Source organism: Stappia stellulata (genome assembly GCF_020176715.1).
In the GTDB taxonomy this organism is placed as follows: Bacteria; Pseudomonadota; Alphaproteobacteria; order Rhizobiales; family Stappiaceae; genus Stappia.
In genome coordinates this window covers 38,623-65,090 of record NZ_JAIVMF010000005.1, presented here as the reverse complement: position 1 = coordinate 65,090, position 26,468 = coordinate 38,623, and the positions used below count along the sequence as shown (strand labels likewise).

31 protein-coding genes and 1 pseudogene are annotated in these 26,468 nt (G+C 66.6%); 21 read left to right on the top strand and 11 right to left on the bottom strand.

Annotated features, from left to right (window positions below):
- Positions 1-28 precede the first annotated feature (28 nt).
- Together LC092_RS08345 and LC092_RS08340 are read right to left on the bottom strand one after the other, a co-directional pair.
- Positions 29-919, bottom strand: coding sequence for a 50S ribosomal protein L11 methyltransferase (locus tag LC092_RS08345; protein ID WP_224806029.1), 891 nt, complete (start codon positions 917-919; stop codon positions 29-31).
- Positions 920-994: 75 nt separating this feature from the next.
- The gene (locus tag LC092_RS08340; RefSeq protein ID WP_224806027.1) at positions 995-2,794 is read right to left on the bottom strand and encodes a cation:proton antiporter; all 1,800 of its coding nucleotides are present in this window, start codon (positions 2,792-2,794) and stop codon (positions 995-997) included.
- A 145-nt stretch (positions 2,795-2,939) separates the two neighbouring features.
- On the opposite strand from LC092_RS08340, the gene LC092_RS08335 reads away from it, so the two are divergent.
- Together LC092_RS08335 and LC092_RS21350 are read left to right on the top strand one after the other, a co-directional pair.
- A complete protein-coding gene (locus LC092_RS08335; RefSeq protein WP_224806026.1) occupies positions 2,940-3,545 on the top strand; it encodes a tetratricopeptide repeat protein in 606 nt (201 codons plus the stop codon).
- 84 nt (positions 3,546-3,629) lie between these two features.
- Positions 3,630-3,836: pseudogene (locus tag LC092_RS21350) on the top strand (leucine zipper domain-containing protein); the annotation flags it as partial.
- Between the two features lie 357 nt (positions 3,837-4,193).
- On the opposite strand, the gene LC092_RS08325 reads toward LC092_RS21350, so the two are convergent.
- The gene (locus LC092_RS08325; RefSeq protein ID WP_224806025.1) at positions 4,194-5,444 is read right to left on the bottom strand and encodes an NAD(P)/FAD-dependent oxidoreductase; all 1,251 of its coding nucleotides are present in this window, start codon (positions 5,442-5,444) and stop codon (positions 4,194-4,196) included.
- A 137-nt stretch (positions 5,445-5,581) separates the two neighbouring features.
- On the opposite strand from LC092_RS08325, the gene LC092_RS08320 reads away from it, so the two are divergent.
- From LC092_RS08320 to LC092_RS08290, 7 genes are all read left to right on the top strand, one after another.
- A complete protein-coding gene (locus tag LC092_RS08320) occupies positions 5,582-6,580 on the top strand; it encodes a sodium:proton symporter (RefSeq protein WP_224806024.1) in 999 nt (332 codons plus the stop codon).
- Between the two features lie 51 nt (positions 6,581-6,631).
- Positions 6,632-7,411 carry a DUF2259 domain-containing protein gene (locus LC092_RS08315; RefSeq protein ID WP_224806022.1) on the top strand — a complete coding sequence of 260 codons (780 nt, stop codon included), beginning with the start codon at positions 6,632-6,634 and terminating at the stop codon, positions 7,409-7,411.
- A 91-nt stretch (positions 7,412-7,502) separates the two neighbouring features.
- A complete protein-coding gene (gene rpe, locus LC092_RS08310; RefSeq protein WP_224806021.1) occupies positions 7,503-8,180 on the top strand; it encodes a ribulose-phosphate 3-epimerase in 678 nt (225 codons plus the stop codon).
- Positions 8,181-8,202: 22 nt separating this feature from the next.
- On the top strand, positions 8,203-8,670 hold the full coding sequence (locus tag LC092_RS08305; RefSeq protein ID WP_224806020.1) for a hypothetical protein: 468 nt from the start codon (positions 8,203-8,205) through the stop codon (positions 8,668-8,670).
- Positions 8,671-8,710: 40 nt separating this feature from the next.
- Positions 8,711-10,039: an adenylosuccinate lyase gene (gene purB / locus LC092_RS08300; RefSeq protein ID WP_224806019.1), complete on the top strand. Its 1,329-nt coding sequence runs from the start codon at positions 8,711-8,713 to the stop codon at positions 10,037-10,039.
- 18 nt (positions 10,040-10,057) lie between these two features.
- Positions 10,058-10,810: a metallophosphoesterase family protein gene (locus tag LC092_RS08295; protein ID WP_224806018.1), complete on the top strand. Its 753-nt coding sequence runs from the start codon at positions 10,058-10,060 to the stop codon at positions 10,808-10,810.
- Positions 10,811-10,885: 75 nt separating this feature from the next.
- A complete protein-coding gene (locus tag LC092_RS08290; protein WP_224806017.1) occupies positions 10,886-11,440 on the top strand; it encodes an RBBP9/YdeN family alpha/beta hydrolase in 555 nt (184 codons plus the stop codon).
- 129 nt (positions 11,441-11,569) lie between these two features.
- Here LC092_RS08290 and LC092_RS08285 read toward each other — a convergent pair whose 3' ends face one another.
- The 3 genes from LC092_RS08285 to LC092_RS08275 form a co-directional block, all read right to left on the bottom strand.
- Positions 11,570-11,785: a hypothetical protein gene (locus LC092_RS08285; RefSeq protein WP_224806016.1), complete on the bottom strand. Its 216-nt coding sequence runs from the start codon at positions 11,783-11,785 to the stop codon at positions 11,570-11,572.
- Positions 11,786-11,962: 177 nt separating this feature from the next.
- Complete coding sequence (locus tag LC092_RS08280; protein ID WP_224806014.1) at positions 11,963-12,733, bottom strand: HpcH/HpaI aldolase family protein; 771 nt, start codon at positions 12,731-12,733, stop codon at positions 11,963-11,965.
- Between the two features lie 169 nt (positions 12,734-12,902).
- Complete coding sequence (locus LC092_RS08275; RefSeq protein WP_224806013.1) at positions 12,903-13,226, bottom strand: DUF1476 domain-containing protein; 324 nt, start codon at positions 13,224-13,226, stop codon at positions 12,903-12,905.
- A 356-nt stretch (positions 13,227-13,582) separates the two neighbouring features.
- Between LC092_RS08275 and purC the strand changes: the two genes are divergently transcribed.
- From purC to LC092_RS08245, 6 genes are all read left to right on the top strand, one after another.
- Positions 13,583-14,380 carry a phosphoribosylaminoimidazolesuccinocarboxamide synthase gene (purC, locus tag LC092_RS08270; RefSeq protein WP_224806012.1) on the top strand — a complete coding sequence of 266 codons (798 nt, stop codon included), beginning with the start codon at positions 13,583-13,585 and terminating at the stop codon, positions 14,378-14,380.
- Between the two features lie 134 nt (positions 14,381-14,514).
- Positions 14,515-15,120, top strand: a complete 606-nt coding sequence (locus LC092_RS08265; RefSeq protein ID WP_224806011.1) for a hypothetical protein — start codon at positions 14,515-14,517, stop codon at positions 15,118-15,120.
- Between the two features lie 221 nt (positions 15,121-15,341).
- Positions 15,342-15,581 (top strand): phosphoribosylformylglycinamidine synthase subunit PurS, encoded by a 240-nt coding sequence (purS, locus tag LC092_RS08260; protein WP_224806009.1) that lies wholly within the window; start codon positions 15,342-15,344, stop codon positions 15,579-15,581.
- A 33-nt stretch (positions 15,582-15,614) separates the two neighbouring features.
- Positions 15,615-15,722, top strand: coding sequence for a phosphoribosylformylglycinamidine synthase-associated small membrane protein (locus LC092_RS08255; protein WP_224806008.1), 108 nt, complete (start codon positions 15,615-15,617; stop codon positions 15,720-15,722).
- 19 nt (positions 15,723-15,741) lie between these two features.
- Entirely contained in the window at positions 15,742-16,413 is a 672-nt protein-coding gene (gene purQ, locus LC092_RS08250) for a phosphoribosylformylglycinamidine synthase subunit PurQ (RefSeq protein WP_224806007.1), read from the top strand.
- Between the two features lie 12 nt (positions 16,414-16,425).
- Positions 16,426-16,686: a DUF2164 domain-containing protein gene (locus tag LC092_RS08245; RefSeq protein WP_224806005.1), complete on the top strand. Its 261-nt coding sequence runs from the start codon at positions 16,426-16,428 to the stop codon at positions 16,684-16,686.
- Here the strand turns inward: LC092_RS08245 and LC092_RS08240 are convergent.
- Complete coding sequence (locus LC092_RS08240) at positions 16,644-17,489, bottom strand: helix-turn-helix transcriptional regulator (RefSeq protein WP_224806003.1); 846 nt, start codon at positions 17,487-17,489, stop codon at positions 16,644-16,646. The genes LC092_RS08245 and LC092_RS08240 overlap by 43 nt on opposite strands.
- A gap of 131 nt (positions 17,490-17,620) precedes the next feature.
- Between LC092_RS08240 and LC092_RS08235 the strand changes: the two genes are divergently transcribed.
- Positions 17,621-18,160, top strand: a complete 540-nt coding sequence (locus tag LC092_RS08235) for a peroxiredoxin-like family protein (protein ID WP_224806002.1) — start codon at positions 17,621-17,623, stop codon at positions 18,158-18,160.
- A 40-nt stretch (positions 18,161-18,200) separates the two neighbouring features.
- On the opposite strand, the gene yegS is transcribed toward LC092_RS08235, so the two are convergent.
- Positions 18,201-19,142: a lipid kinase YegS gene (gene yegS, locus LC092_RS08230; RefSeq protein WP_224806001.1), complete on the bottom strand. Its 942-nt coding sequence runs from the start codon at positions 19,140-19,142 to the stop codon at positions 18,201-18,203.
- 127 nt (positions 19,143-19,269) lie between these two features.
- On the opposite strand from yegS, the gene purL reads away from it, so the two are divergent.
- The 4 genes from purL (at position 19,270) to LC092_RS08210 (ending at position 22,646) form a co-directional block, all read left to right on the top strand.
- Positions 19,270-21,468 carry a phosphoribosylformylglycinamidine synthase subunit PurL gene (gene purL / locus LC092_RS08225; RefSeq protein WP_224805999.1) on the top strand — a complete coding sequence of 733 codons (2,199 nt, stop codon included), beginning with the start codon at positions 19,270-19,272 and terminating at the stop codon, positions 21,466-21,468.
- A 73-nt stretch (positions 21,469-21,541) separates the two neighbouring features.
- The gene (locus LC092_RS08220; protein WP_224805998.1) at positions 21,542-21,775 is read left to right on the top strand and encodes a BolA family protein; all 234 of its coding nucleotides are present in this window, start codon (positions 21,542-21,544) and stop codon (positions 21,773-21,775) included.
- Between the two features lie 60 nt (positions 21,776-21,835).
- Positions 21,836-22,168 (top strand): Grx4 family monothiol glutaredoxin, encoded by a 333-nt coding sequence (gene grxD, locus LC092_RS08215; RefSeq protein ID WP_224805997.1) that lies wholly within the window; start codon positions 21,836-21,838, stop codon positions 22,166-22,168.
- 199 nt (positions 22,169-22,367) lie between these two features.
- Positions 22,368-22,646: an antitermination protein gene (locus LC092_RS08210; protein WP_224805996.1), complete on the top strand. Its 279-nt coding sequence runs from the start codon at positions 22,368-22,370 to the stop codon at positions 22,644-22,646.
- 102 nt (positions 22,647-22,748) lie between these two features.
- On the opposite strand, the gene LC092_RS08205 is transcribed toward LC092_RS08210, so the two are convergent.
- Together LC092_RS08205 and ttcA are read right to left on the bottom strand one after the other, a co-directional pair.
- Entirely contained in the window at positions 22,749-24,023 is a 1,275-nt protein-coding gene (locus tag LC092_RS08205) for an Hsp70 family protein (protein WP_224805995.1), read from the bottom strand.
- 101 nt (positions 24,024-24,124) lie between these two features.
- Positions 24,125-25,066: a tRNA 2-thiocytidine(32) synthetase TtcA gene (ttcA, locus tag LC092_RS08200; RefSeq protein WP_224805994.1), complete on the bottom strand. Its 942-nt coding sequence runs from the start codon at positions 25,064-25,066 to the stop codon at positions 24,125-24,127.
- Between the two features lie 158 nt (positions 25,067-25,224).
- Between ttcA and LC092_RS08195 the strand changes: the two genes are divergently transcribed.
- On the top strand, positions 25,225-25,419 hold the full coding sequence (locus LC092_RS08195; RefSeq protein WP_224805993.1) for a hypothetical protein: 195 nt from the start codon (positions 25,225-25,227) through the stop codon (positions 25,417-25,419).
- A 48-nt stretch (positions 25,420-25,467) separates the two neighbouring features.
- Here the strand turns inward: LC092_RS08195 and LC092_RS08190 are convergent, their stop codons facing one another.
- The gene (locus LC092_RS08190; RefSeq protein ID WP_224805992.1) at positions 25,468-26,442 is read right to left on the bottom strand and encodes an MBL fold metallo-hydrolase; all 975 of its coding nucleotides are present in this window, start codon (positions 26,440-26,442) and stop codon (positions 25,468-25,470) included.
- Between the last annotated feature and the right edge of the window lie 26 nt (positions 26,443-26,468).

The window sequence follows — 26,468 nt, the reverse complement described above, 5'->3', positions numbered from 1 at the left end:
TATTGCCTGGTTTTCCGGACGCGACCCGTCAGGGGTCCCGGCGCCCGCGCACCAGCGTCAGCGTCAGCCAGCCGTCGCGGTCCTGCCGACGCGCAAGGTGAAAGCCCTGCGTGCCATAGGCAAAGAGGATACGCGGCCCGTCCTCAACGCGAAGGCCGGAGAGAATGAGGGTCGCCTGCGGCGCCATGCAGCGCGACACGGCCACCGCCATGCGCATCAGGGGCCGCGCCAGAATATTCGCCACCACCAGGTCGAACGGCCCTTCCTCGGCGAAGATCCGCGCATCGGCACCGGCCGCCGTAACGGCATGCACGAGCTGGCCGACACCGTTGTGGACGGCGTTTTCCGCCGCCGTGCGCGTCGCCACCGGATCGATGTCGGTCGCAAGCACCCGCTGCCGGGCCAGCCGCGCCATGGCAATTGCCAGAACGCCGGTTCCGGTTCCAAGGTCAAGCAGACACTGGTAGCGGCGGCGCGACAAGAGCCTGTCGATCTCGATCAGGCAGCCGGCGGTGGTGCCGTGGTGACCCGTGCCGAAGGCGAGCGCCGCCTCGATCTCCAGCGACACGCCGTTGACGGGACGCTTGTCGCGATCGTGCCGGCCATGCACGAAGAAGCGCCCGGCCCGCACCGGGGTCAGACCCTCCAGGCTCTTTTCCACCCAGTTGATGTCGTCGAGCGGCTCGGCCTCGACGGGGGCGGCAAAGGCGTCCACCCCCAGCCGGTCGCGGATCAGATCCCGCGCCTCGTCCGCGCTCATGTCGAACAGCAGGATCTCGGCGGTCCAGGTCCGCCCGTCGGGTGAGGATTCAAACACGGTGACGGGATTGCCCTCGTCCTCGAAATCGCGGGCCAGCAGCTCGTAGATGCGCTTCGCCTCAAATTCCAGGGCGGTGATGCGGACGCGTATGGTGGTCATGAAGGCTCCGGCCTCGGGAAGTCTGCGCCTGCCCTATAGCGCTGCGGGCCAAGGCGGTTCAATCGCTAACACGTCTCAGCCGTCTTTTTCCGGCGGCACGAGACTGAACACCGTGTCTCCGGGCTTGAGCGTGTCTTGCGAAAGATCCGGCTCGGGGCGCAGCTTTCCGCCGGCGGACAACAGGAACAGGCTGATCGCCTCCGGCGCCCGCGCCTCCAGGAACCGGTCCTTGCCATAGGTCTCGCTCAGGGTGGTCGCCGACACCTTCCAGCCCTGGGCCAGAAGTCCGTCCAGCCCCTCAATGCCGCCGCAGGACGCCAGATAGGGCCGGCCGCCGAGCGTCACCATCAACTGGCGGTGCTGCGCGCCCTCCGTATCGTCGCGGCCGATCTGCAGCACCTCCGAGCGGCCGATTTCCGGGCCGAAGTTCGTGCAGATCAGCGCGTTGTAGTCGTCGTTGTCGCTGGCCGCGAGCAGGTGACTGTAGGGCGCGAGCGAAATGGTGTGTTCCGCCACTTCCGAGAGGATCTCGCCGTAATGGGTCGGCACCCCGGCGTTGCGCGCATGCCGCAACCGACGCCAGTTGCGATCCGAAACGAGGACGGGGATCTCCTTCTGGCCGAATTTCTCCGCGAGCGCGACGGTGAAACGGTTGGCGCCGACGATCAAGAGCCCCGCCCCGCCCCCGGACGACAGGCCGAGCGCGCGCGCCAGCGGCGCGATGGAAAATCCGTGCGCGATCACGGTCACGACCACGACGGAAAAGGCGAGCGGCACGAGACGGGCGCCGTCCTCGATTCCCCGCCCGACCAAAAGCCCCGCGAAGAGGCCCGACACGGCGACCGCGACCACGCCGCGCGGCGCGATCCAGCCGACGAGAAGCCGTTCCTTCGCACCCAGCCCCGTTCCGATCGTCGCCAGCCACACCGAGACCGGCCGCACGACAAACAGCAGCACCAAGACGAACGCCAGCGTGCGCGGCTCGAAGGCGGAAACCAGCGCCGACGGCTCCAGCGAGGCGGTGAGGATGATAAAGACCCCTGAGACCAGCAGGATCGTCATGATCTCCTTGAAGCGCTTGACCTCCCCGAGCGAAGCGATGCGCGAATTGCCGAGCGCAAGGCCGAGCATGGTGACGGTCAGGAGACCGCTTTCCTCCAGCACCGCATTGGAGATCGCATAGGTTCCGATCACCGTGGTGAGGATGACCGGGATCTTGAGGTATTCCGGGACGTGACCGTTGACGAAGGCCCAGACCAGCGCCCGGCCCGCGAACCAGCCTCCGGCAAGCCCGAGCAGCAGCGCCAGCGCAATGCGCATCAGCAGCGTGTCGGCGTGATGCTGCCCGGAGGCGACAAGAAAGGCCTCGAACACGAAGACGGCGATCAGGGCACCGAGCGGGTCGGCAAGGATCGCCTCCCAGCGCAGCAGAGCCGCCGGCCGTTTGGCGAGTTTCGCCTGCCTGAGCAAAGGGATGATCACCGTCGGCCCCGTAACCACCAGGATCCCGGCGAAGATCAGCGCCGGCCACAGGCTCAGCTCCGCGACGTAATAGGCATTGACCGCGCCAAGCAGAAAGGCGATCGGCGCGCCGATGAAGACGATCCGGCGCACCGCCTTGGAGGTGCCGGAGATCTCGTGGAAATTCAGCGTCAGACCGCCTTCGAACAGGATGATCGCCACGGCAACCGCGACGAGCGGCTGCACCAGTCCGGCGAACTGCACGTCCGGCTGCACCAGACCCGTCACCGGCCCGGCAAGCGCGCCGGCCGCCAGAAGCAGGACGATGGCGGGAAGCTGAAAGCGCCAGGCGAGCCATTGGGCGGCAACGCCGGCTGTGGCGATCATGGCGACGGCGGTCACGACATTGGACATGCGCGCGGAAAACTCCCGATACTGTTTCGCGCAAGATGACGCGGGCCGATGAATTTTGGCTGAAGGCTTGCCTGCATGCCGACCCAAGTCAATGGCAGGACCGGCAACCGGCTCGGCGAGACACGTAAAACCTGGGAGAACCCGCATGTCGCACCGCAAGACGCCGCCCCCGTCCCGGCACCCGCTGTTTCGCCGTTTCGCCCTCGCCCCTGTGCTGGGCGCGGTCGCGGTCGCCTTCGTCATCGCGCTTGCACCGGCAAACGCCGACACGGAGGCGCTCTTCGCCGCGCTCAAGACCGCGCAGAGCGAGCGCGACGCGCGCGCGATCGAGGCGGAGATCTGGGAAAGCTGGATCGATGCCGCGCCGACGCAGGAGATCAACGCGCTGACCCGGGAGGCGATGCGCAAGCGCGGCGAATACGACTTCGAGGGTGCGCGGCTGATCCTGAACGAGGTGGTGTCGCAGGCGCCCGGCTATGCCGAAGGATGGAACCAGCGCGCCTTCGTGCTTTTCCTGCAGGAGAAATACGACGCCGCGCTTTCCGATCTGGACCGGGCGCTGGCGCTGGAGCCGCGCCATTTCGGCGCCATGAGCGGCAAGGCCCGCATTCTCATGGGACAGGGCCGCATGCGCCTGGGCCAGCAGGCCCTGCGCGAGGCGGTCGCGCTCCACCCCTTTCTCCAGGAACGCAGCCTGCTGATCCCGCTGCCGGACGACACCTCGAGCGAGCCGGCCGGCCAGCCACTCTAGCTGTGAGTTTTCGTGAGGGTGTCCATTCGAACCGGACCGAGGAGCCTGGAGTTCCCAAGCTTCAGCACTCATTGCTGGGTCAGAATGAACATCGACAGAGATGCCCGGCTGACACGGTCGCGTCGAACAGAAATGGCGCTGTCGGTCCTCAAGGCCGTCTTGCCAAAGTGCAGGCGGCGCAGCCCCAGGGGCTCGGAGAAGGTCGTTGCTCGCTGGGTGGCACGTTACAAGGTCGGGGGCCGTGCGGGCATGGCGGATCGATCTTCGCGACCGGTGCACATGCCGCAGGCCACCGCTCCGGGCGCACCGGCGCAACCCGCAACGTGGCCTCGCGTCGCCGGTGCTGAAGCGGGCCGGGCTCTCGCGGCCGCGCGGCATCGGGCCGACCGGCCGGTCAGGCGCCATGAACGCCCGCCTCCCGACAAGTCGATCGACATCGACAATGCCTCGCGTGACGCCTTCAGCCCGATCCGCTCCGACGAGAAAAAGGAAAGCGTTGTTGCCTCCCCCACATCACAGCATCGGCCCAGGAACGAGCTGTCTGGTTGCATCGCGACAATAGGCAGCGCCCGCATGGCAGCCCTCAGTCGAAATCGCCAATCGGTCAATTCGACCTTTTCCAAGGACAGCCTCTTGAGGTTCCGCAGCTTAATCGGAAATGAACCGCACCGGGGAATAGGGAGCGGGATCGGCAAAGGGACGCGCGCCGGTCATCGTCTCGGCGAGCAGGCGCCCCATCGCCGCCCCGAGACCGAAACTGGAACGTTCGTTGCCGAGCGCCAGCCAAAGCCCCGGCAGCGCCGGCACCTGCCCCATCACCGGCAGTCCGTCGGGCATGCAGAGCCGGACGCCGGGGATCGGCACCTCCTCGACCTGCGCGCCGATCGGCATCAGGGCACGCGCCGCCGCGCCCGCGCGCAGCAAGGCGGTCTCGCGCACAGGACGGTCCACGCGGGTCAGTTCATGGCCGCCGACGAGCCGCAGGCCGCGCTCCATCGGCGTCAGCGTGTAACCATTGTCGATGTCGGTGATCGGCCGCGACAGCGTCACGCCGGACACCGCCCGGAAATGCCGGTGGTAGCCGCGCATCGTCGCGACCGGGAGTTCGACCCCGAGACGCGCCAGCACGCCCGGCGCGCCGGCGCCCAGCGCGATCACGGCGCGCCGGCCTTCCGCCTCGCCCCGGGTGGTGCGCACCGACCAGCCGTCCCGGGTGGCGACCAGCGTCTCCGCCTTGCCCATTTCCGTCTCGCCGCCGCGCTCGCGAAACAGCCGCGCATAGGCCTTCGTCACCCCGCCGGGCGAGGACACCGACTGGGTGTCCGGCCAGTAGAGGCCGGCGTGATCGAAGGAGACCAGATGCGGCTCCAGCCGCACGAGATCCGCCGCGGAAAGATCCGTGTAGGGAACGCCGAAGATCCGGGCGAAATGCCGGTCCTGCTCGCTCGCTTCATAGGATGCCTGACGGCGATAGATCTTGATCCAGCCGGTGCGGCGGAAGAATCGCAGCGCGCTTGCCGCGCGCGCAAGCGCCAGATGCTCGCCCGCCGCAATCGCCTGCAACGGCGCGATGGCGCGCCCGGTCCGCGCCGCCGCCCCGGTCTGCACCGCCATATGCGCCGCCCGCAGGAACGGCAGCGCCGCCGGCAGGCTGCGAAGGTCGAGGCGGATCCGCCCGGCCGGGCGCATGACCCGCGACAGGATTTCGCCCGCCGTCACCGGCCAGTCGACCGGACTGAAGCCGTCGCGCGCGAGAATGCCCGCATTGGCCCTCGATGCCTCGTCTCCGGGCGCGGCGCGATCGACAAGCAAAACCCGCATGCCGCGCGCCTGCAAATGCAGCGCAGCGCAAACGCCGCTGATTCCCCCTCCCAGAACAATGACATCGTGGTTCCGCATTGTGCCTATCCACACCGTTCACAGGGCGCTTGCAAGGGGAAGTCGCCCGCGTCGATACTGAAGCCGCATTTTTTTGATCTCCAGCACCCCGCGCGCCGGCCAGGGACGCGGCATCGTCAACCCCACGGAGTTTCCCCATGCAGGCGCTGCTCCTGCCTCTGCGACTTGTCGCCTGGCTCGGGCGGCAAGGGACGCGCGCCGTCGCGGTCAGCGCGCTGCTCGGCCTGTTTCTGCCCCAGCTTTCCGCGCTGTTCCGGCCGATCGTGGAAGAGGCGATCTTCGTGCTGCTGGTGCTTGCCTTCCTGCGCGTCGATCCCGCGGCGGTGATCGCCCATGTCCGGAAACCGCGCCTCGTGGGGCTGGCGAGCCTGTGGATGCTGGTGATCGTGCCGGGCGCAACCGCACTCGCGCTCTCCGCCAGCGGGCTCATCGACGACAATCCCGACCTGGCGCTTGCCGCTTTCATCGTCACCGCCGCGCCGCCGATCATGTCCGCCCCCGCCTTCATCGCGCTGATCGGTCTCGACGGCGCGCTGTCGCTCGCGCTTGTCTGCGTGACCATGCTGCTGACGCCGCTGACCGCACCGCTCATCGGCGGCGCGCTGATCGGCGACACGCTGCCGATCGACGCGCCGGCGCTGGCCCTGCGCCTCGCCCTGCTGCTCGCCGCCTCCGCCGGCTGCGCCTGGATCATCCGGCGGGTCTTCGGCACTGTGCGGGTCGTCGCCGCCCGCCAGCACATCGACGGGCTGAACGTGCTGGTTCTCTTCGTCTTCGCGGTTGCCGTGATGGACGGTGTCGCGGCGCAATTCGCCAGCAACCCGGTCCTGACCTTGGGGATCGGCGCGCTGACCTTCGCCGTCGCCTGCGCGCAAATGGGGCTGACGTGGCTGGTGTTTTCGGCCGTTCGCAAGGATCACGCCTTCGTGCTCGCCCATGCGGCCGGCAACCGCAACATGGGGCTGCTGGTGGCGGCGCTCGGCGGCAGCCTGCCGGATCTCGCCTGGCTCTACTTCGGGCTCGGCCAGTTGCCGATCTATCTCCTGCCGTGGATCCTGGGGCCGCTGGCGCGGCGCGCGGCGGCAAAGGCTGCGATGCGTGACGAGAGTCACGGTGTCGACGGGATTTCCCGCTAGGAAAGGATCCGGGCGGCGCGGCCGTCCGCCGAAGGAACGGAGATAACGGGAATGCACAGCACACATGTTCGACGCTCACCGGTGCGCCGTCTTGCGGGCGGCCTGACGCTCCTCGCCGGCATGGCCCTTGCCGCGCTCCCGGTTCCGGCGGCCGCCGGTGAATTCGCCCAGGTCGACCTTCTCGGTTTCTCCCGCTCCGGCAGTCACTTCGCGTTCGAGGAGTACGGCGTTCAGGACGGATCGGGGTTCCCCTATTCCAACATCTACGTGATCGATGTCGGCGACGACAGCTGGGTGCCGGGCACCCCGCTGCGGCGCCTCGACGAGGTGGACGACAGCCAGCCGCTCGACTTCGCTGAGGAACTGGCCCGCACCCGCGCCGCAAACCGGGAGGCCGCGCGGGTCGTGCTCGACCAGACCGGGATCGCCGGCGCGGGCGAAACCGTCGCCCACAATCCGGCAACGGAGCGCTCCAGCGATCCGCACCTGATGCTCGCCTCCGTCATTCCCGACGTGCCGTCCATGGGAGAGACCGTGACGCTTGCCCTTGAGGAGCGTCCCGTTCCCGACCCGGACACCTGTCCGAGCGGCTTCGGCGACATCCGGGGCATGAAGCTGACGCTCTCGTTTGAAGGAAAAACGCGCATCCTGGCCGATGACACCCAGATCCCGAAAAGCCGGGGCTGCCCGCTGCGCTACCGGATCGAACGGTTCGTCATCCATACGCCGACCTTTCCCGGCCCGACCTATTTCGCCGTTCTCGTGCTGATGGAACGGATCGGTTTCGAAGGCCCCGACGGGCGGTTTCTGGCGATCACCGGCCGGCTGTGATCGCGCTCCCGCCGCGCGTTGCGCTTGTCGCCCGCGGCGGGCTGTGCTAGCGGCGAGCGGAACAGACACCCCATCGGAGCCGCCCGCCGCCATGTCCCTCCCCCTCGTCATCGCCCCGTCCATGCTCGCCTCCGACTTTTCCGCCTTCGGGCGGGAAGTCCGCGACGTTGCGGAAGCCGGCGCCGACTGGATCCATCTCGACGTCATGGACGGGCATTTCGTGCCCAACATCAGCTTCGGCCCGGATGTGATCGCGGCGATGCGCAAGCACACCGACAAGATCTTCGACACCCATTTGATGATCGCGCCCTGCGATGCCTATCTGGAAGCCTTCGCCAAGGCCGGATCGGACATCATCACCGTGCATGCGGAAGCCGGTCCCCATCTCGACCGCTCGCTGCAGGCGATCCGCGCACTCGGCAAGAAGGCCGGCGTGTCGCTCAATCCGGCGACGCCCGAAAGCGTGCTGGAATATGTCCTCGACCGGCTCGACCTGATCCTTGTCATGAGCGTCAATCCGGGCTTCGGCGGCCAGTCCTTCATCCCCGCCATGGTCGACAAGGTCGCCCGCATCAAGGCGATGATCGGCGACCGCCCGATCCACCTGGAAGTCGACGGCGGCGTCACGCCCGAGACCGCGCCGCTGGTGGCCAAGGCCGGCGCCAACGCGCTCGTCGCCGGCTCCGCCGTCTTCAAGGGCGAAGGTGTCGCGGGCTACCGCGCCAATATCTCCGCCATCCGCGACGCCGCGGCAAAGGCCGCGGCCTGAACCGCCAGAAAGGCAGGACCTCTTGCGCCCGCTGCTCTTCGCCCTCGTCTGGTCCGGCACCATCTCCGCATGCGTTGCCCTGTTGACGCTGGGACGGGGCGAAGCCTTGAGCGGGCGCTCGCTTGCCGTGATCGCGGTGTTTTGCGTCGGCAGCTTCCTGGGCGGCTGGATCGCCTGGGGGGCGGCTCGACTGCTGACCTGGCGACGCAGGCAGCGCTCCGCCCGCTTCGCGGCGATGGTCGTCTGCCTGTCGATTGCGACCGCCGGCCTGACGGCATTCCTGTTCTTCCTGCAGCTGCGCGGCTACTACGCGAGCTCGCACACGCATGAATTCTCCTACCGCATGCTCTGGGAGCAGGTCTTCACCGGCGCGACCACGGCCTATATCTTCGTGGTGATGGGCGTGCGCGTGCTGCTTCCGGTCATGCTTCTCCCGCTTTTTGCCGCGTCATGGTATTTCGCCCGCATTGAGCCGGGCGGCCGCGTCTGATATGGCACTCTCACCCTTTCCCCGCTGACGAGGACTTTGCATGATCCCGCGCTATTCGCGGCCCGAGATGGTCGCCATCTGGTCGCCCGAGACCAAGTTCCGCATTTGGTTCGAAATCGAGGCGCACGCCTGCGACGCCCTTGCAAAACTCGGGGTCATCCCGGAAGCCGCCGCGAAGACCATCTGGGAAAAGGGAGGTGCCGCCACCTTCGACGTCGCCCGGATTGACGAGATCGAGCGCGAGACCAAGCACGACGTCATCGCCTTCCTGACGCATCTGGCCGAAATCGTCGGCCCCGACGCCCGCTTCGTGCATCAGGGCATGACCTCCTCCGACGTGCTCGACACCTGCCTCAACGTGCAGCTCACCCGCGCGGCGGACCTGCTGCTGGCCGATCTCGACGCCCTGCTGGCCGCGCTCAAGCGCCGCGCCTTTGAGCACAAGGACACCGTCTGCATCGGCCGCTCGCATGGCATCCACGCCGAGCCGGTGACCTTTGGCCTGAAGATGGCGGAAGCCTATGCCGAGTTCGACCGCTGCCGCACCCGCCTGCTGGCCGCGCGCGCCGAAATCGCCACCTGCGCGATCTCCGGGGCGGTCGGCACCTTCGCCAATATCGACCCGCGCGTCGAAGAGCATGTCGCGGAAGCCATGGGCCTTGCCGTGGAGCCGGTCTCCACGCAGGTGATCCCGCGCGACCGCCACGCGATGTTCTTTGCGACCCTTGGCGTCATCGCCTCCTCTATCGAGCGCGTGGCGACCGAAGTCCGCCACCTGCAGCGCACCGAGGTTCTGGAAGCGGAAGAATATTTCTCGCCCGGCCAGAAGGGCTCCAGCGCCATGCCGCACAAGCGCAATCCGGTGCTGACGGAAAACCTCACCGGTCTTGCCCGCATGGTGCGCGCCTATGCAATGCCGGCGATGGAAAACGTGGCGCTGTGGCACGAGCGCGATATCTCGCACTCCTCGGTGGAGCGCATGATCGGCCCCGACGCCACCGTGACGCTGGATTTCGCGCTCGCGCGGCTCACCAATGTCATCGACAAGCTGATGGTCTATCCCGAGCGCATGCTCGCCAACATGAACCGCCTCGGCGGGCTGGTGCATTCCCAGCGCATCCTGCTGGCGCTGACCCAGGCCGGCGTCAGCCGCGAGGACGCCTACCGCCTCGTGCAGCGCAACGCCATGAAGGTGTGGGACAGCTACCAGACGCAAGGGTCGTCCGACGTCGACTTCCTGGAGGAACTCTTGAAGGACGCCGACGTGCGCGTCGCTCTCCCGGAAGAGGAAATCCGCGCCCGCTTCGACCTCGGCTATCACACCAAGGCGGTGGACACGATCTTCGCACGGGTCTTCGGCGAGGGCTGAGACAAGAGGACCGCGATCATGCGCATCGCCGTCATTGCCGACATTCACGGAAACGCCCCGGCGCTCGAAGCCGTCCTGGACGATCTCGAGCGCCTGGCGCCGGACCGTGTCGTCAATCTCGGCGACTGTCTCTCCGGTCCGTTGTGGCCCGAAGAGACCGCGCAGCTGCTGATGGCGCGCGACTGGACCACCGTGCGCGGCAACCACGACCGGGTGGTGGCCGCCGGGAACGTGCCGCCGGGCAACCGCAGCGATGCCTTCACCCGTGCGGCGCTTTCAAAGGCAAGCCTCGACTGGCTGAGCGGTCTTCCCCTCACCGCGAGGCTGGAGGGCGACATCCTCGCCTGCCATGCGACGCCGGCCGACGACGACCGCTATCTGACCGAGGACGTCGAGGGGCAGGACGTCCGGCTGTCGGACGAAGCGAAGATCCTGGAACGGCTTGGCGGCGAGACCGCCAATGTCGTCCTCTTTGGACATACCCATATTCCGCGCTGCCTGAGACTGCCCGCAACGCGACAGATCCTGGTCAATCCGGGCAGTGTCGGCCTTCCCGCCTATGCCGACGCCACGCCGACGCCCCACAAGGTGCAGAACGGCAGTCCGCACGCCCGATACGCTCTCCTCGAGCGCAACGGGAGCGGGTGGCGCGTCGATCTGAAGGTACTGGATTACAACTGGACAGCGGCGGCGGCCCAGGCGCGGAAAAACCATCGGCCGGACTGGGCCGACGTTCTCGAAACCGGTTTTTACCGGGCACCGCCGGCCTGACACCGGCAGTGGATTTGACACTCCGGCACCGGCCTGCAATCACGCCGCATCGCGGACCTCATCGGGACATCGGACATGAAAATCTCCGAAGCAGACATTCTTCTCATCCCCGGCTATGGCGACACGCCGGCCGGCCACTGGATGCACCGCTGGGCGGAGAAAATGCCGACCGCCCGGGTGGTCGATCTGGGCAACCCCCATCGCCCCGTGCGGAAGACCTGGGTGGAGGCCGTGACGCAGGCGGTGCGCGCGGCGGAGCGTCCGGTCGTGCTCGTCGCGCATTCACTCGGCACCAACACCGTCGTGCACGCGGCCCATGCGCTGCCCAAGGACACGGTCAAGGCCGCGTTCCTCGTCGCGCCGACTGACCTGTCGCGTGACGCGCCGAAGCCCGCCTTCGAGGTCGCGGACTTCCTGCCGCTGCCAAAGGGGCCGCTGCCGTTTCCGGCAAGAATCGTCGCCAGCCGCAGCGATCCGCATTGCGCCTTCGAGACGGCGAAGGACTGGGCGCACCACTGGGGCGCCCACTTCCAGGACGCGGGCGACGCGGGCCACATCAATCTGGAAAGCGGCCACGGCCCCTGGCCCGAAGGCCTGATGTCCTTCGCTTATCTGATGAAGACGCTTTAGGGCCTGACCCCGCACAGACGCACGACCGATGCGAAAACGGCCGGGTCCGAAGAACCGGCCTCTCGATGTCGTCTCCGACCGCATCTGGCAAGCCGGCCGGGCCGCTTGTCTGAAGCCGTAGTCCCGGCCTCAGACGGACCGTGCATCCCGCTCGACAAGCCCGGAGATCCGGCGCGCCACGAAGTAACTCGCCGGCACTGCCAGCACCAGCCCGACGCCGGCGAAGGCTGCCAGGAGCCACGGATCATAATCATTCAGCCCGAAGAAGGTCATTGGCATCAGCGCGAAAATCCCGGCAAAGGTCGGGGCGACAACGATCAACAACAGGGCCGTAAGCTTCCACATGGCGAGCACTCCAGGACATGGCACGCAGATGCGGGCGGCGCAGGGACGCGCGAGGTCCGCATCGTTCAACGGTCCTCAAAATAGTGTTCATTTTCCCGAAAATACCGTGACACGCCGTCTCAACGCATTTCCCCGCTCAGGGAAACTGCGGACGCCCGGAAGCCGGACGCAAGGGCGTCAGCGCAGCTTGCCGGCCATGTCGGAGGCGGCATCCACGAACAGCCCCATGTCGATGCCGAGCGCGATGAAGCGGAAGCCCATCTCCTTGCCCCGCCTAGCGTCTTCCACCGAGTTGGTGAAGATGCCGGCGAGCTTGCCGGCGGCCTTCGCCTTTGCGGCGACATTGGCGGCGATGGTCTGAACCCGCTCGCTGGACGGATTGAGCTCGGCGCCGTCCGACAGGGTCAGCGACATGTCGCCCGGGCCGACGAACACCCCGTCGAGCCCGTCGACCGCAAGGATCTCGTCGAGTGCCTCGAGCGCTGCCGGCGTTTCGATCATCGCCAAGGCAATGGTCTCGCGGTTGGCGCGCTCCAGATAGTCCGCTGGCGTCACGCCCTGCAGCATCGCGGCCCGGTGCGGCCCCCAGCTGCGCGCGCCGAGCGGCGGATACTTCGCCGCGGCAACGAGTGCCAGGGCGTCTTCCGGGGTGTTGACCATGGGCATGATCACCGCTTCCGCGCCGAGGTCGAACAGACGGCTCACCGTGGCGAAATCGTCGACCGGAGGGCGCACGACCGCATGGGCACCGCCAAGCCGCGCGGCCGCAATACCGTCGCGGACCGAGGCGATGTCATGGGCGCCATGCTGCATGTCCAGCGTCACCGCCGGGTAGCCGGCGCGCCCGAGCAGTTCCGCCAGCATCGGCACGGCAAGCGTTGACCATGCCGTGACGATGGTCTCGTCGGCGCGCAGACGCGCGGCGAGGGAAACGGACGTGTCAGTCATGCAAAAACCCCCTGAACGAAAAACCCATGGCCGCCGCTACGCCGCGCCGGCGCGGCAAGATACCCCCGAACCGAGGGCACGAACCGAGAGCACCAACAGCCCGGGCAGACCGCCGCCCGTCGCTTGCGCGACGGCACAAGCGCCCGGCCCGTCGAACCGACCGGTCCGGTCAGCCTTCGGTCTGGATCTGTGCGGCCGCGGTGTGGAGCAACTCTTCCATCGTGCGGCGGATCTGGTGATCGGACTGGTCGACGCCGGCGTCGTCGAAATCCTTGCGGATCTTGCGGAACACGTCTTCCTCGCCCGGCTCCTCAAAATCGGCACGCACGACTTCCTTGGCATAGTCCTGTGCCTTGTCCGCATCCAGGCCCAGCTTTTCGGCAGCCCACAGGCCAAGCAGCTTGTTGCGGCGGGCAACGGCCTTGAACCGCAGCTCCTCGTCGTGGGCGAACTTGTTTTCAAACGCGTCCTCGCGACGGTCGAAAGTGCTCATGCGTGTGTCTCCTGCCTCGTCATCGGGTCCGCGGGCCTGGCGCCCGGACGTCAACCCCTCAGCTCATGTAGGGATTCGTTGCGCCCTTGCATATCCCCGCAGCCAAGCCAAATCAACGCGAGATCGAGCAACCGCGCCGCCTCCGCCGGACACGGGACCAATCCGGCCCGAAATCTCTTCGTCGGCTCGATTGTACTTTCCCGGGTGATCGTGTAGGTTCCGCGCCATCGAGCGGGGGAACCACACCCAACTGCCGGTCCATCGCCAATCCTCAACGACCGTCGGGTGCTGTCTCGCCTCCGGGCCGGGCCGGATGACGGCGCGGGACCGCAGGTTACCGGAGCGCTTCCGCAAGCATGGATTTTCTCTCACGAACACGGTACGTGCCTATGAACCGCCGCCGGCGCATTTATGAAGGCAAGGGCAAGATCCTCTATGAGGGTCCCGAGCCCGGAACGCTCATCCAGCACTTCAAGGATGATGCAACCGCCTTCAACAACAAGAAGCATGAGATTGTCGATGGCAAGGGTGTCCTGAACAACAGGATCTCCGAGTTCATCTTCAACCATCTCAACGAAATCGGCATCCCGACGCATTTCCTGCGCCGGATGAACATGCGCGAGCAGCTTATCCGCGAGGTCGAGATGATCCCGCTGGAAGTCGTTGTCCGCAACGTCGCAGCCGGCTCGCTGTCCAAGCGCCTCGGCCTCGACGAAGGCACGCCGCTTCCGCGCTCGATCATCGAGTTCTACTACAAGAACGACGCGCTCGACGATCCCATGGTCTCCGAGGAGCACATCACCGCCTTCGGCTGGTGCGCGCCCCAGGAGATGGACGACATCATGGCGCTCGCGATCCGGGTCAACGACTTCCTGTCCGGCCTGTTCCTCGGCGCCGGCATTCGTCTTGTCGATTTCAAGATCGAATGCGGCCGCCTCTGGGAAGGTGACATGATGCGCATCGTCGTCGCCGACGAGATCTCCCCCGACAGCTGTCGCCTGTGGGACATCCAGTCGAATGAGAAGATGGACAAGGACCGCTTCCGCCGCGACCTCGGCGGAATGCTGGAAGCCTACCAGGAAGTCGCGCGACGCCTCGGCATCATCAACGACACCGACCGCCCGATCGGCGGCGGTCCGGTGCTGGTGAAGTAGAGACCGGACGGCTCCCGCCTCTGCCCGCGCGCACAGCGCGTTGCATCTTCCAAGACCCCGACGCCCCGGCGCCGGGGTTTTTTGTTGGCAGCTGCAGCAAACGCCCGCACCCGACTTGCAATCTGGGCGAGAATTTGGCAACCAAGATTCCAGGTTTGCAATCATGGATTTTAGACAGGGGTTTCGGGGTGATGCTGTTTTCGACAATCGACACGCGCAGAATGAAAATATTGGCCGTTACGATTGCGGCCCTCTTTCTGGCCGCCTGCCAGACGACGGGCCTGAAGCCCGGAGCCATTGACACAAGCTTCCCGCCGTCGGGCTGGGTCACCGAACGCAAGGGCAACAAGACCTTCTACCTCTGCCCGAAAACGAAGTGCAAAACCCGGCAAGGCGTCGCCATCGTTCCGCTGAAGATCCGCGGCGATGCGGAAACGGCAATCCGGCGAAACGTCCTGACCGCGGAGCTTTTCGACGCCGCCTATAATTTCTTGGAAGTCGCATCGAAACGCGCGGTATCGTCGTCTCCGCACCGCAAGATCCAGACCCGTACCTATACGGGCTTCGAGCATGTAATGACGTTCAAGGATCGCAATGGACGGCGGCTCTATGTGGCGATCCGGGATATCGTCCAGAAGGATCGTGGCGTGTTCGTCGCCAGCTTTTCGTTCAACAGGGGAGTCGCCCAGCGCAACCTGCGCCGCTACCTGGCGCAAACGACCGTTCGGCGCGTGAACTGATCCGGACGACATCTGCACACCCGCGCGCGACGCCTCCGGGCACGCGCGGACGTTTCCCGCAAGGGCTGCGGCGTCCTCAGGGACGCTGCAATCCGCAAAAGAGGCTTTCATCCGCGCGGGCGGCGCGCTAGAAGCGGCGCAACAGGGTCGCCTTTGCACTGCGGCCCGAAGTCATGACAGCCGGCCGTCGCCGGCGCTGGCAGCGATTGCGGAGACCCCCGATGAAAGCACGCGTGACCGTCACCCTGAAATCCGGCGTTCTCGACCCGCAGGGCAAGGCGATCGAGGGCGGTCTCGCCGCGCTCGGCTTCGCCGGTGTCGACAGCGTGCGCCAGGGCAAGGTGTTCGACGTGGAACTGAACACCGCCGACGCGACCAAGGCAAAGGCGGAGCTCGCCGACATGTGCGAAAAGCTGCTCGCCAACACGGTGATCGAAAACTACGCCATCGAGATCGTCTGAACCCGGCGCCGACGCGGCTGAGGAGCGGCACCCATGGACGACGACAGTGCAAAGGCCATCCGCTTCCTCCTGATCAAGGCCGCCATCTTCATCGCGCTTCCGGCCGGCCTTGCGCTTCTCGCCGCGCTCTTTCTGGTTTGAGCTTAAGGGACACACGCCCATGAAATCCGCTGTCATCACCTTCCCCGGATCGAACCGCGAGCGCGACATGATGTATGCGCTGGAACTGACAAGCGGCGTCGCGCCGGTGTCCGTGTGGCATGCGGACACCACCCTGCCGGATGTCGATCTCGTCGTCCTGCCGGGCGGCTTTTCCTATGGCGACTACCTGCGCTCCGGCGCGATCGCCGCCCGCGCGCCGATCATGGATGCGGTGCGCGACTTCGCCGAAAAGGGCCGGCTGGTGCTTGGGGTATGCAACGGCTTCCAGATGCTGACCGAAGCGGGCCTTCTGCCCGGCGCCCTGATGCGCAACGCCGGCCTCACCTTCGTCTGCCGCGAGGTGCTGCTGGAGACCGCCTCCACCGCCAACCGCTTCACGCAAGGCATGACCAAAGGCGCGGTGTGGCGCTGCCCCGTCGCCCACCACGACGGCAATTACTTCGCCGATGCCGACACGATCAAGGCGCTTGAGGACCAGGACCGGGTCGCCTTCCGCTACGCACGCGGCACCAACCCGAACGGCTCGATCAACGACATTGCCGGCATCACCAACGAGGCCGGCAATGTGCTCGGCATGATGCCGCATCCGGAAAATCTCGTGGATCCGCTGCAGGGCGGCACCGACGGGCGCGCCTTCTTCGAGAGCGCCTTGTCGGTTGTCGCGGCCTGAGGCTTTCCGCCGATGAGCAAGCCGATCTTCGACAGTGCCGAAACGGCCGTTCTCGTCGAGCGACTGCGCGATCTTCTAGGCGAGGAACTGGATGTCGAGATCGGCGCGCTCGAAGCGGAGGCGCTGTTCGCCCTGCTGGCGCGCGACATCGGCGCGGCCTTCTACAATCAGGGCCTGCACGACGCCCGTGCGGCGATCTCGGCCCGCATGGACGAGGTCGGTGAGGTCGTTTATGCGCTTGAGCGCACATCCGCCATCGACCGGGACCGCTGATCCCCAATCGCATCCGGCCGTTCGGCCTTGTCGAAACGCGGCGCGTGGCCGTAGGCACGGCTGTAGGCCCGGCTGAAGGCGGCCGCGCTGGAAAAGCCGACGCGTGACGCGATCGCTTTCAAGGGCACCCCGCGCGCGATCTCCTGCCGCGCCACGCTCATCCGCCAGTCGTGCAGATAGGCTCCGGGCGTGCGGCCGACAACATCGCGAAACCCGGTCGCAAATGCCGTGCGCGACATGCCGGAGACGGCGGCCAGATCCTCCAGCCGCCAGGCGCGGCCCGGCGCTTCATGCATCGCCACAAGCGCCGCGGCCAGTTGCGGATGAGCGAGGCCGGCGATCAGCCCGCTGTCGGCGCCGCCCTGTTCGATGGCGTGGCGCAGCAATCGCACCACGACGATCTCGCACAGCCGGTCGAGGATCGCCTGTCCGCCGCATCGCGGACGCATCACCTCGTCGAGCAGGACCTCGGCCACGGCGGCCAGCGCCGGCGCGTCGCACAACGCGATCCGCACCTCTTCAGGCAAGGCCAGGGCGAAGGGCGCGACATCGCCGCCGAGATCGACATGCGCGGCCACTGCAATCGCCCCGGCCGGACGCCCGCCGCCGGAGCGCGGACGAAACACCAGAAAGCCGCCGCGCACGTCGTTTGCCGGGCGCCCGGCCGGTCCCATCAGCAGGAAGAGATTGGCACCGGGCGTCTCGGCCGCAGGAGCAATGCCCGCCTCGACCGCCGGAACAACCGTGGCTTCAATGCGGAAGCGGTCGATCAGCGCGGAGAGACGGTCGAGGCGTTTCAGCATGGTTTGTACGATGGATCAATTATTGTGGACGATGATTTTCTTTGCATACACTAACACACAGGGGAACGCCAGCGCCTCCGCTCTTGGCCCGATGGGTCGATCCGGCGGCGCGCAACGAAAGGACAGATGTCATGTCGCTCATTCCCCGCCAGCAGGTTCCGCAGCTCGTCGTCGACACGCTCGATCACGGGACCTTCGATCTCTCGACCGAAAACCCCGGGTACGCAACGCTCGTGGTCTTCTATCGCGGACAGCATTGCCCGATCTGCGCGACCTATCTGAAGGAACTGGAGCGTCTTGCACCGGAGTTTGCGGAGCGCGGTGTCACGACAATCGCGATTTCCAGCGACCCGGAGGACCGCGCCCGCGGAATGGCCGAGACGGTCGGCGGAGAAAACCTGCGCTACGGCTACGGCCTGCCGCTGTCGGTCGCGCGCGACTGGGGCCTCTACACGTCGACGGGACGCGGCACGACCTCCATCGGCATCGAGGAGCCCGAGCTGTTTTCCGAGCCGGGCGTCTTTCTGGTGCGCGCCGACGGCACGCTCTATTTCGCCTCGGTGCAGACGATGCCCTTCGTGCGTCCGCACTTCAAGGAGATGGTCGGCGCGCTCGACTTCGTGAAGGCGAAGGACTATCCGGCGCGCGGCGAATACACCGGCGCGGTCTGATACTCGACCATTCCCGGCGCGCCGGCGGTGTCAGCCGGCGTCAGGACACCAGGCCTTTCGGCGCGGGCCCCGTCACGAAACGGACCGCGCCGGGGAGCACCTCGACCTTGAGGCTTTTTGCCTGCATCGGTTCTCCGTCGAGGTTGAGCGACAGCTCCGCATCGCTTTCCACAGTTAGCGAGGAAAACCGCGTCGTCTTCGCATAGCCCTCCACCGGCGCCTCCGTTTCATGCAGCAGGCGCGACAGCAGGCCGAGGACATGGTCCGCGTCCGGCTGGGGAAACAGCGTCAGGTCGAGCAGGCCATCGTCGAGCTGCGCCTCCGGACACAGCGGCACGCCGCCGCCGGCAAGACGACCGTTGCCGATGGCCATCGCCAGAAACTCCCCTTCCCAGGAAAAGCCCTCGGCGGAAAACCGGGCGTTGGAGGGGGCCAGCCGGCCGATGTGGCTGGCGCCGGCAATCAGATAGGCCGCCCCGCCGAACAGCCGCTTGGCGCGCGGGTCGGCCTCGCGGGTGATCTGGGTGACGGTGCCGCCGCTTGCCAGGTTGACGAACACGCGCTCGTTGATACGCGCGGCGTCGATCGTGCGGATCTCGCCTTCCGCGCAAAGCGTCAGCGCGGCACCCGGATCTTCGGTCGAAAGCTCAAGCCCGACGGCGAAATCGTTTGCCGTTCCGAGCGGCAGCACCCCGACCGCCGGCTGCCCGGACGGCGCAGCCTGCGCCTGCCCGTGCGTATCGAGCAGCGCCGCGACCACCTGGTTGAGGGTCCCGTCGCCACCGCCCGCCACGATCGCGTCGGGGCGCGTGTCGGCGCCGAGCGCCTCGCCGACGAAACGGGCAACGTCGCCCGGCTCGTAGGTGACCCGCACGGCCACCTCGTGCCCGGCGTCGCGGACCCGGGAGATCGCGCTGCGCACATCCTCGCGCGGGGCGGATTTTCCGTTCAGAATCAGGAACAGCCGGCGTGTCTCGGTCAAGCGATCGGTCTCCTTCGCACATCCGCCGCGACCATGGTCGGCAAGCGGGGCAATGTCTACAATTCCCTTTGCGGTCGCGGTTTGCTAAAGGGGCGGCAATCTTCCGTTTCCAAGGTCCGCAGCGCTCATGATTCCCAACGACATCGCCATCACCCCGGAACTCATCGAGGCGCACGGCCTCAAGCCCGACGAATACGAGCGCATTCTCGCGCTGATCGGCCGGACGCCGACCTTCACCGAGCTCGGTATCTTTTCGGCGATGTGGAACGAACACTGTTCCTACAAGTCGTCGAAGAAGTGGCTGAAGACGCTTCCGACGACGGGACCGAGGGTCATTCTCGGCCCGGGCGAGAACGCCGGCGTGGTCGACATCGGCGACGGCGAGGCCGTGGTCTTCAAGATGGAAAGCCACAACCACCCCTCCTACATCGAGCCCTATCAGGGCGCGGCGACCGGCGTCGGCGGCATCCTGCGCGACGTCTTCACAATGGGCGCGCGTCCTATCGCCGCGATGAACGCGCTGCGGTTCGGCGAGCCGGACCATCCGCGCACCCGCCATCTCGTTTCTGGCGTCGTCGCCGGCGTTGGCGGCTACGGCAACTCCTTCGGTGTTCCAACGGTTGGAGGCGAGGTCGAGTTCCATTCCCGCTATAACGGCAACTGCCTGGTCAATGCCTTTGCCGCGGGACTGCTTCGGACCGACGGTATTTTCCTGTCGAAGGCCGAAGGCGTCGGGCTTCCGGTCGTCTACCTCGGCGCCAAGACCGGCCGCGACGGTGTCGGTGGCGCCACGATGGCCTCGGCGGAGTTCGACGAGACCATCGAGGAAAAGCGTCCGACCGTTCAGGTGGGCGATCCCTTCACCGAGAAGTGCCTGCTCGAAGCCTGCCTGGAACTGATGCAGACCGGCGCGGTCGTCGCCATTCAGGACATGGGTGCGGCCGGCCTTACCTGCTCCGCCGTCGAGATGGGTGCCAAGGGCAATCTCGGCATCACGCTGGAGCTCGACCAGGTGCCGGTGCGCGAGGAGCGCATGAGCGCCTACGAGATGATGCTGTCGGAAAGCCAGGAGCGCATGCTCATGGTGCTGCGCCCCGACAAGGAAGCCAAGGCCAAGGCAATCTTCCGCAAGTGGGGCCTCGACTTCGCCATCGTCGGCGTGACGACGGACACCTTGCGTTTCATCGTCAAACATCAGGGCGAGACCGTCGCCGACCTGCCGATCAAGGAGCTTGGCGACGAGGCGCCGGAATACGACCGTCCGTGGTCGCCGAGCCCGAAGCTGGAAACGATTCCGGCTGAGCGCATCGCCGAACCCGACGACTATGCCGCCGCTCTGAAGACGCTTGTCGGCAATGCCAACGGCGCGTCGCGCCGCTGGGTCTACGAGCAGTATGACACGCTCGTTCAGGGCAACACGGTGGCCTCGCCGGGCGGTGACGCCGGCATCGTGCGCGTCGGCGACGCCGGCAAGGCGCTCGCCTTCTCCGTCGACGTGACCCCGCGCTATGTCCAGGCCGATCCCTTCGAGGGCGGCAAGCAGGCGGTGGCGGAATGCTGGCGCAACCTGACCGCCGTCGGCGCCGAGCCGCTGGCGGCCACCGACAACCTGAACTTCGGCAATCCGGAACGCCCGGAAATCATGGGCCAACTGGTCGAGGCGATCAAAGGCATCGGCGCGGCCTGCGAGGAACTCCAGATGCCGATCGTCTCCGGCAACGTCTCGCTCTACAACGAGACCAGCGGCGAGGCGATCCTGCCGACGCCGGCCATCGGCGGCGTCGGCCTGCTGGACGATATCAACGCGCGCGCCAGCCTCGCCTTCGCCGATGACGGCGATATCGTCATCCTGATCGGCGGACATGGCACGCATCTCGGGCAGAGCGCCTACCAGCGCGACATCCTGGGCCGCGAGGAAGGCGCACCGCCGCCGGTCGATCTTGCGGCCGAAAAGCGGCGCGGCGATTTCGTGCGCGGCCTCATTCGCGCCGGCCGCGTGACGGCGGTCCATGACCTCTCCGACGGCGGTCTTGCCGTGGCGCTTGCCGAAATGGCGATTGCCGGCAACCGCGGCTGTACGGTCAAGGTCCCCGCTCCCGCGCATGCAGCGCTCTTCGGCGAGGATCAGGGCCGCTACGTGCTGACCGTCGCAGCCGACAGGGTCGCAGGCGTTCTGGAGGATGCGATCGACGCCGGGCTCGAAGTCGCGGAAATCGGCAAGGTCGGCGGCAGCGATTTGACGGTTGAGGACATTCTCACCATATCCGTTGCAAAGCTCGGCGAGAGCCACGAAACTTGGTTCCCGACGTATATGGCCGGCGCGTAACCGCGTCGCGCGGTGCGAATTCCAGGCCGCCCGTCCGCAACGGCGGCAGGCGGCCGGCAGAAAGGACGAACATATGGCAATGCAGGCGCACGAGATCGAGGCGCTGATCAAGGAAGCCCTTCCGGACGCGAAAGTGGAAATCCGCGATCTGGCGGGCGATGGCGACCACTATGCCGCCGTGGTGGTGGCCGATGCCTTTCGCGGCAAGACACGGGTGCAGCAGCACCAGATGGTCTATCAGGCGCTGAAGGGCAACATGGGCGGCGAACTTCACGCGCTGGCCCTGCAGACGAGCGCCCCGGACTGAAACCCCCAAAGCCGACCCCGGTCGCTGGACCTTGAACCCGGCAGAACGAAAGGACGCACTATGAGCATTCAAGATTGGATCAAGAACGAGGTCGACACCAATGACGTCGTCCTCTTCATGAAGGGCACCCCGGCGTTTCCCCAGTGCGGGTTCTCCGGTCAGGTCGTGCAGATCCTCGATTACATCGGCGCGCCCTACAAGGGCATCAACGTGCTGGAAGACGATGACCTGCGCCAGGGCATCAAGGAGTTTTCCGACTGGCCGACCATCCCCCAGCTCTACGTGAAGGGCGAGTTCGTCGGCGGCTGCGACATCATCCGCGAGATGTTCCAGAGCCAGGAACTTCAGGCGCATCTGACGGACAAGGGCATCTCGACCCGCCAGTCCGCGTAGTTCAAAAGTTAATAAATGGTTAATAAAAGGCGGATCCAAGTTGATCCGCCTTTTTTTGTCAAGATTTATAGACTAGGCAAATTTTGCCGAATCACCCTAAGCTGAACGTCAGATGAATGCGCGCTTCAGGTCTTGATCACTTGAATCGTGTCATGTCTCGGTCGTCTTAGGGCTCAATCGGCACCGGAAGGATCAGACCATGCGTATCGCGAAACTGGCAGGCCTCGGCCTCGCTCTCAGTTTGGGTCTCGGCCTCGCGACGTTCGCGCAGGAAAACGACAGCAACCTGCGCCGCATCGCCTGTGTCGAACTGATGGTCTTTGCCCCTGCCAACGGCATCAGCGACGCCGACACCTGCCGCGCCCATGGCGGGCTGGCGGCCGAAGGTGCCCATGCCGCCAATTCCGCCCTGGTCATCCTCGTGCGCAACCAGCCGGCCGGATCCTCTCTCGGCCTGATCCCCGGCAAGGGATCGTAACCGCTCCAGTCCGACTTTTCCCGGCGCGACGCCTGCTTCCCCGCGAGACGTCGCCCTGCCCGAACCACGGCCCGGACCTTCCCCCGGGCCGTTTGCGTATCGTCAGGCGCTCACCGGCCCGTATTTGCGCGCTGCATCCAGCGCAAGTCCGGTTCCAACACTGCCGAAGACATCGCCCTGCACCACGGCTGCCTGCGGGAACAGGCCCGTGAGACGGTCGCGGACAAAGGGGATCGAGGCCGAGCCGCCGGTGACGAAAACCGAGGAGATCGCCTCCGCTCCCACCCCGGCCTGATCCAGACAGTCGGCAAGCGCCCCCGCGATCCCGGCGACCGACTGTTCGATTGCCGCCACAAGATCGGCGCGCGCCACCTCAAGATCGAGATCCACATCCGACAGCGGGAACCGCAGGTGATGACGCTCCCGCGACGACAGCGCGATCTTCGCCGCCTCGACCTCACCGGCCAGTGCGTGGCCCTGGCGTTCGGCGATCACCGCCATCAGCCGGTCGACGAGGTCGGGACGGGCGGCATCCTGCCGGAGATCCTTCAGCTTGGTGTCGATCTGCGGCGCGTAAAGGAAATTGATACGGTGCCAGGTGGCCAGCTCGAAATAGGCCCAGTTCGGCAGGTCGCGTCGCCCGTCGCGGGCAAGCGTCCGGTAGCCCAGCTCCGGCATGACGGTCCGCAGGCTGAGCAGACGGTCGAAGTCGGTTCCGCCGATGTGAATGCCGGTGCTGGCGAGAATATCCGCGCGCCGGTCGACCGCCTTCCGGCGCTCCGGCGACACCCGCACGATGGCGAAATCCGACGTGCCGCCGCCGAGATCGACGATAACGGCCAGTTCCTCGCGCTCTACGGAGCGCTCGTGATCCAGCGCCGCGGCAATCGGCTCGAACTGGAACGCCACCTCGGAAAATCCCGCCTCGCGCGCGATGGCCTCAAGCTCGCCCTGCGCCCTGCGGTCGGCCTCCGCGTCGCCGTCGACGAAATGAACGGGGCGCCCGAGCACGACCCTATCGAAGGCCTGGCCGGCGGCGGTTTCCGCGCGCGTCTTCACCTGCTTCAGATACAGCCCGATGATCTCGGAGAAGGTCCAGCGACGCGCCTTGATCGTCGTCTTTTCCGCCATGGTCCTGGAGCCCAGAACGCTCTTCAGCGAGCGCATCAGCCGCCCCTCGACGCCCTCGACATAGGCATTGACGGCCGCGCGGCCGAAGCGGACCTCCGCATCCTCAAACGAAAAGAACAGCGTGCTCGGCAGCACCGCGCTGTCTCCTTCCAGAGCGAGAAGCCTGGCCGCACCATCGGATGTGAGGATCGCGGCGGTGGAGTTGGACGTGCCGAAGTCGATGCCGCAGGGCATGTGTGAGGTCATTGTCAGGGTCCGAAAAACAGGGCCGCCGGATGCGGCACGGGAAAGACAAAGCCGGGACAGGCGGACCCTCCCGGCTTGAACGATGGATCTGGATGCAAGGGTTATTCGGCGGCGAACAACCGCCCGGTCATGGCAAGGGCCGCGCCGCAGGGCTCGCTGTCCTCACGCGCATCGGCGCCGGCATGGGAGGACGCCATCAGGCCGGCGAAATCGAACAGCGCCGGATCTTGCAGATGCGACGCCCGCACGTTGGCAAGCGCGCGGGCCATGACCGACAGCCGCCCCGGCGTCGCCCGCTCCCACTCCGCCATCATCGCCTTCACCTGGGCGCGCTGCAGGCCGTCCTGGCTGCCGCACAGGTCGCAGGGGATGATCGGAAATTCCATTGCCTTCGCGTAGCGGGCAATGTCGTCTTCCGAGGAGGAGATCAGCGGGCGCAGCACCAGCAGGTCGCCGTCGTCGTTGAGGAGTTTCGGCGGCATGGAGGACAGCCGTCCGCCGAAGAAGAGGTTCATGAAGAAGGTTTCCAGCGCATCCTCGCGGTGATGACCGAGCACGATGGCCGAACAGCCCTCCTCGCGGGCGATGCGATAGAGATGCCCGCGCCTGAGCCGCGAGCAGAGCGAACAATAGGTCTTTCCCTCCGGCACCTTGTCCACGACGATGGAATAGGTGTCCTGACGCACGATGCGGTGCGCGATGTCGTGGGTCTGGAGGAACTCCGGCAGGATATGCGCGGGAAAACCCGGCTGGCCCTGGTCGAGGTTGCAGGCGAGCAGGTCGACCGGCAGCACGCCCCGCCATTTCAGGTCGAGCAGCACGGCGAGCAGCGTATAGCTGTCCTTGCCGCCGGACAGGCACACAAGCCAGCGCGGACGCTCACCCGACGCCTCCACCATGGCATTGCGCGCGATGGTGTCGCGCACCTCCCTGAGCAGGCGCTTCCTGAGCTTCTTGAACGACACGGAGGCCGGCGCGTCGCGAAACAGAGGCGGACAGGCCGTCGCCTCGGTCGCGTCAACAGGCTGCGTGAAATCGCTCATGGTGTCATCTGCCGGGAATTGGATGTATCGGGGGCGGACAATGCCGAGATTTGGCCCCGATGGCAACATCGACGACGACCATTGCACGAACGCGTGCGATCCCGCAGGCTGCGCCAAAGCACTCTGGAAAACACCGCACCAACCGGAAAGGCGATCCCTTGCCAGCACCCGCCCGCATCAAACGCCTGTCGGCGCTCGCCCTTGCGCTCCTTGCCGGGGCCTGCTCCTCCTCCGCCTCCATCGGCTCGGCGGTGCTCACCTCCGACGGCCGGGGCGCGGCGACGATCGACACGCAGACGCTGACCATCGGCACCCAGCGCCCCACCGACGTCCCGCCCCCGCCCGGAGGCTGAGGACTGAAAGCTGAAGGCGGGCCGCCGGGACCGGCATGCAGTGGCGGATCAGCCCTCGGCGACGTAGCGCCAGGCGCCGTCCTTCGCCTCGGCGCGGCCAACACCCGGCCACGGAAGGTGGTAGCCGACGAGCAGCAGGCCGTCGCTCGCCGCGCGGTCGAGCAGCGTGCGGCGTGTCTTCGCGGCAAGCTCCGGGTTCTGGTCGGTGGTCGGCTGCCAGTCCGGCTTCTCGAAGGAGACCGACGGATGGGTCAGCGCGTCGCCGGTGACGAGCAGTTGCTGGCCGCCGTCCTCGATCAGGACGGACATGTGCCCCGGCGTGTGGCCCGGCGTCTCGATCATGGTGATGCCGGAGACGACCGCGTGGTCGGCGCCGACCCGCTCCACCTTTTCAGCGACCGCGCCCAGATTGCGCTGCGCGCCCAGCGCGAAGGAATGCAGCTCCTCCGGATTGTCGGCGAGGAAATCCGGGTTCATCCAGAAATCCCATTCCGCAGCCCCCATCAGGTAGCTGGCGTTGGGGAAGCGCTCGCTCTCGTCGAAATCGTCGATCACGCCCCAGACATGGTCCGGGTGGCCATGGGTCAGCACCACATGGGTGACGCTGTCGCGGTCGAGGCCGGCGGCGTCGAAACTGTCGGCCAGAAGCCCGGCATCCTGGAAGAAGTTCAGCCCCGCGCCGGTGTCGATCAGGACGAGCGCATCGCCCTTGCGAACCAGCGCGATGTTGAGCGCGCTGGCGCGGGTTTCGGCGTCATGGCCATGGGATGTCAGAAAGGCGTTGCGCTCCTCGTCGCTCACGTTGGAGGCAAGCGTGGAGGCCGGCAGCACCAGCCCGCCATCGGTCAGGATGGTGATCTCGCTGTCGCCCAGGCTGAACTGATGCGCCGCCTCGGCCGCCCGAGCCGGCGTGCGCGCCGCAAGCAGTCCCGCACCCGCGCCGGCACCAGCCGTCACCAGACCGCGCGCCACCAGGGGAGCGGAAAGCCCCCCGGCCAGAATGGATCGTCTCGATACCGACATGTCGTCTCCTCCGGTTTTCACGCATC

Bases quoted from the DNA above. Each gene is read 5' to 3' on its own strand.
- LC092_RS08345 (WP_224806029.1), bottom strand. From the start codon at position 919: ATGACCACCATACGCGTCCGCATCACCGCCCTGGAATTTGAGGCGAAG.
- LC092_RS08340 (WP_224806027.1), bottom strand. From the start codon at position 2,794: ATGTCCAATGTCGTGACCGCCGTCGCCATGATCGCCACAGCCGGCGTT.
- LC092_RS08335 (WP_224806026.1), top strand. From the start codon at position 2,940: ATGTCGCACCGCAAGACGCCGCCCCCGTCCCGGCACCCGCTGTTTCGC.
- LC092_RS08325 (WP_224806025.1), bottom strand. From the start codon at position 5,444: ATGCGGAACCACGATGTCATTGTTCTGGGAGGGGGAATCAGCGGCGTT.
- LC092_RS08320 (WP_224806024.1), top strand. From the start codon at position 5,582: ATGCAGGCGCTGCTCCTGCCTCTGCGACTTGTCGCCTGGCTCGGGCGG.
- LC092_RS08315 (WP_224806022.1), top strand. From the start codon at position 6,632: ATGCACAGCACACATGTTCGACGCTCACCGGTGCGCCGTCTTGCGGGC.
- rpe (WP_224806021.1), top strand. From the start codon at position 7,503: ATGTCCCTCCCCCTCGTCATCGCCCCGTCCATGCTCGCCTCCGACTTT.
- purB (WP_224806019.1), top strand. From the start codon at position 8,711: ATGATCCCGCGCTATTCGCGGCCCGAGATGGTCGCCATCTGGTCGCCC.
- LC092_RS08295 (WP_224806018.1), top strand. From the start codon at position 10,058: ATGCGCATCGCCGTCATTGCCGACATTCACGGAAACGCCCCGGCGCTC.
- LC092_RS08290 (WP_224806017.1), top strand. From the start codon at position 10,886: ATGAAAATCTCCGAAGCAGACATTCTTCTCATCCCCGGCTATGGCGAC.
- LC092_RS08285 (WP_224806016.1), bottom strand. From the start codon at position 11,785: ATGTGGAAGCTTACGGCCCTGTTGTTGATCGTTGTCGCCCCGACCTTT.
- LC092_RS08280 (WP_224806014.1), bottom strand. From the start codon at position 12,733: ATGACTGACACGTCCGTTTCCCTCGCCGCGCGTCTGCGCGCCGACGAG.
- LC092_RS08275 (WP_224806013.1), bottom strand. From the start codon at position 13,226: ATGAGCACTTTCGACCGTCGCGAGGACGCGTTTGAAAACAAGTTCGCC.
- purC (WP_224806012.1), top strand. From the start codon at position 13,583: ATGGATTTTCTCTCACGAACACGGTACGTGCCTATGAACCGCCGCCGG.
- purS (WP_224806009.1), top strand. From the start codon at position 15,342: ATGAAAGCACGCGTGACCGTCACCCTGAAATCCGGCGTTCTCGACCCG.
- LC092_RS08255 (WP_224806008.1), top strand. From the start codon at position 15,615: ATGGACGACGACAGTGCAAAGGCCATCCGCTTCCTCCTGATCAAGGCC.
- purQ (WP_224806007.1), top strand. From the start codon at position 15,742: ATGAAATCCGCTGTCATCACCTTCCCCGGATCGAACCGCGAGCGCGAC.
- LC092_RS08245 (WP_224806005.1), top strand. From the start codon at position 16,426: ATGAGCAAGCCGATCTTCGACAGTGCCGAAACGGCCGTTCTCGTCGAG.
- LC092_RS08240 (WP_224806003.1), bottom strand. From the start codon at position 17,489: ATGCTGAAACGCCTCGACCGTCTCTCCGCGCTGATCGACCGCTTCCGC.
- LC092_RS08235 (WP_224806002.1), top strand. From the start codon at position 17,621: ATGTCGCTCATTCCCCGCCAGCAGGTTCCGCAGCTCGTCGTCGACACG.
- purL (WP_224805999.1), top strand. From the start codon at position 19,270: ATGATTCCCAACGACATCGCCATCACCCCGGAACTCATCGAGGCGCAC.
- LC092_RS08220 (WP_224805998.1), top strand. From the start codon at position 21,542: ATGGCAATGCAGGCGCACGAGATCGAGGCGCTGATCAAGGAAGCCCTT.
- grxD (WP_224805997.1), top strand. From the start codon at position 21,836: ATGAGCATTCAAGATTGGATCAAGAACGAGGTCGACACCAATGACGTC.
- LC092_RS08210 (WP_224805996.1), top strand. From the start codon at position 22,368: ATGCGTATCGCGAAACTGGCAGGCCTCGGCCTCGCTCTCAGTTTGGGT.
- LC092_RS08205 (WP_224805995.1), bottom strand. From the start codon at position 24,023: ATGACCTCACACATGCCCTGCGGCATCGACTTCGGCACGTCCAACTCC.
- ttcA (WP_224805994.1), bottom strand. From the start codon at position 25,066: ATGAGCGATTTCACGCAGCCTGTTGACGCGACCGAGGCGACGGCCTGT.
- LC092_RS08190 (WP_224805992.1), bottom strand. From the start codon at position 26,442: ATGTCGGTATCGAGACGATCCATTCTGGCCGGGGGGCTTTCCGCTCCC.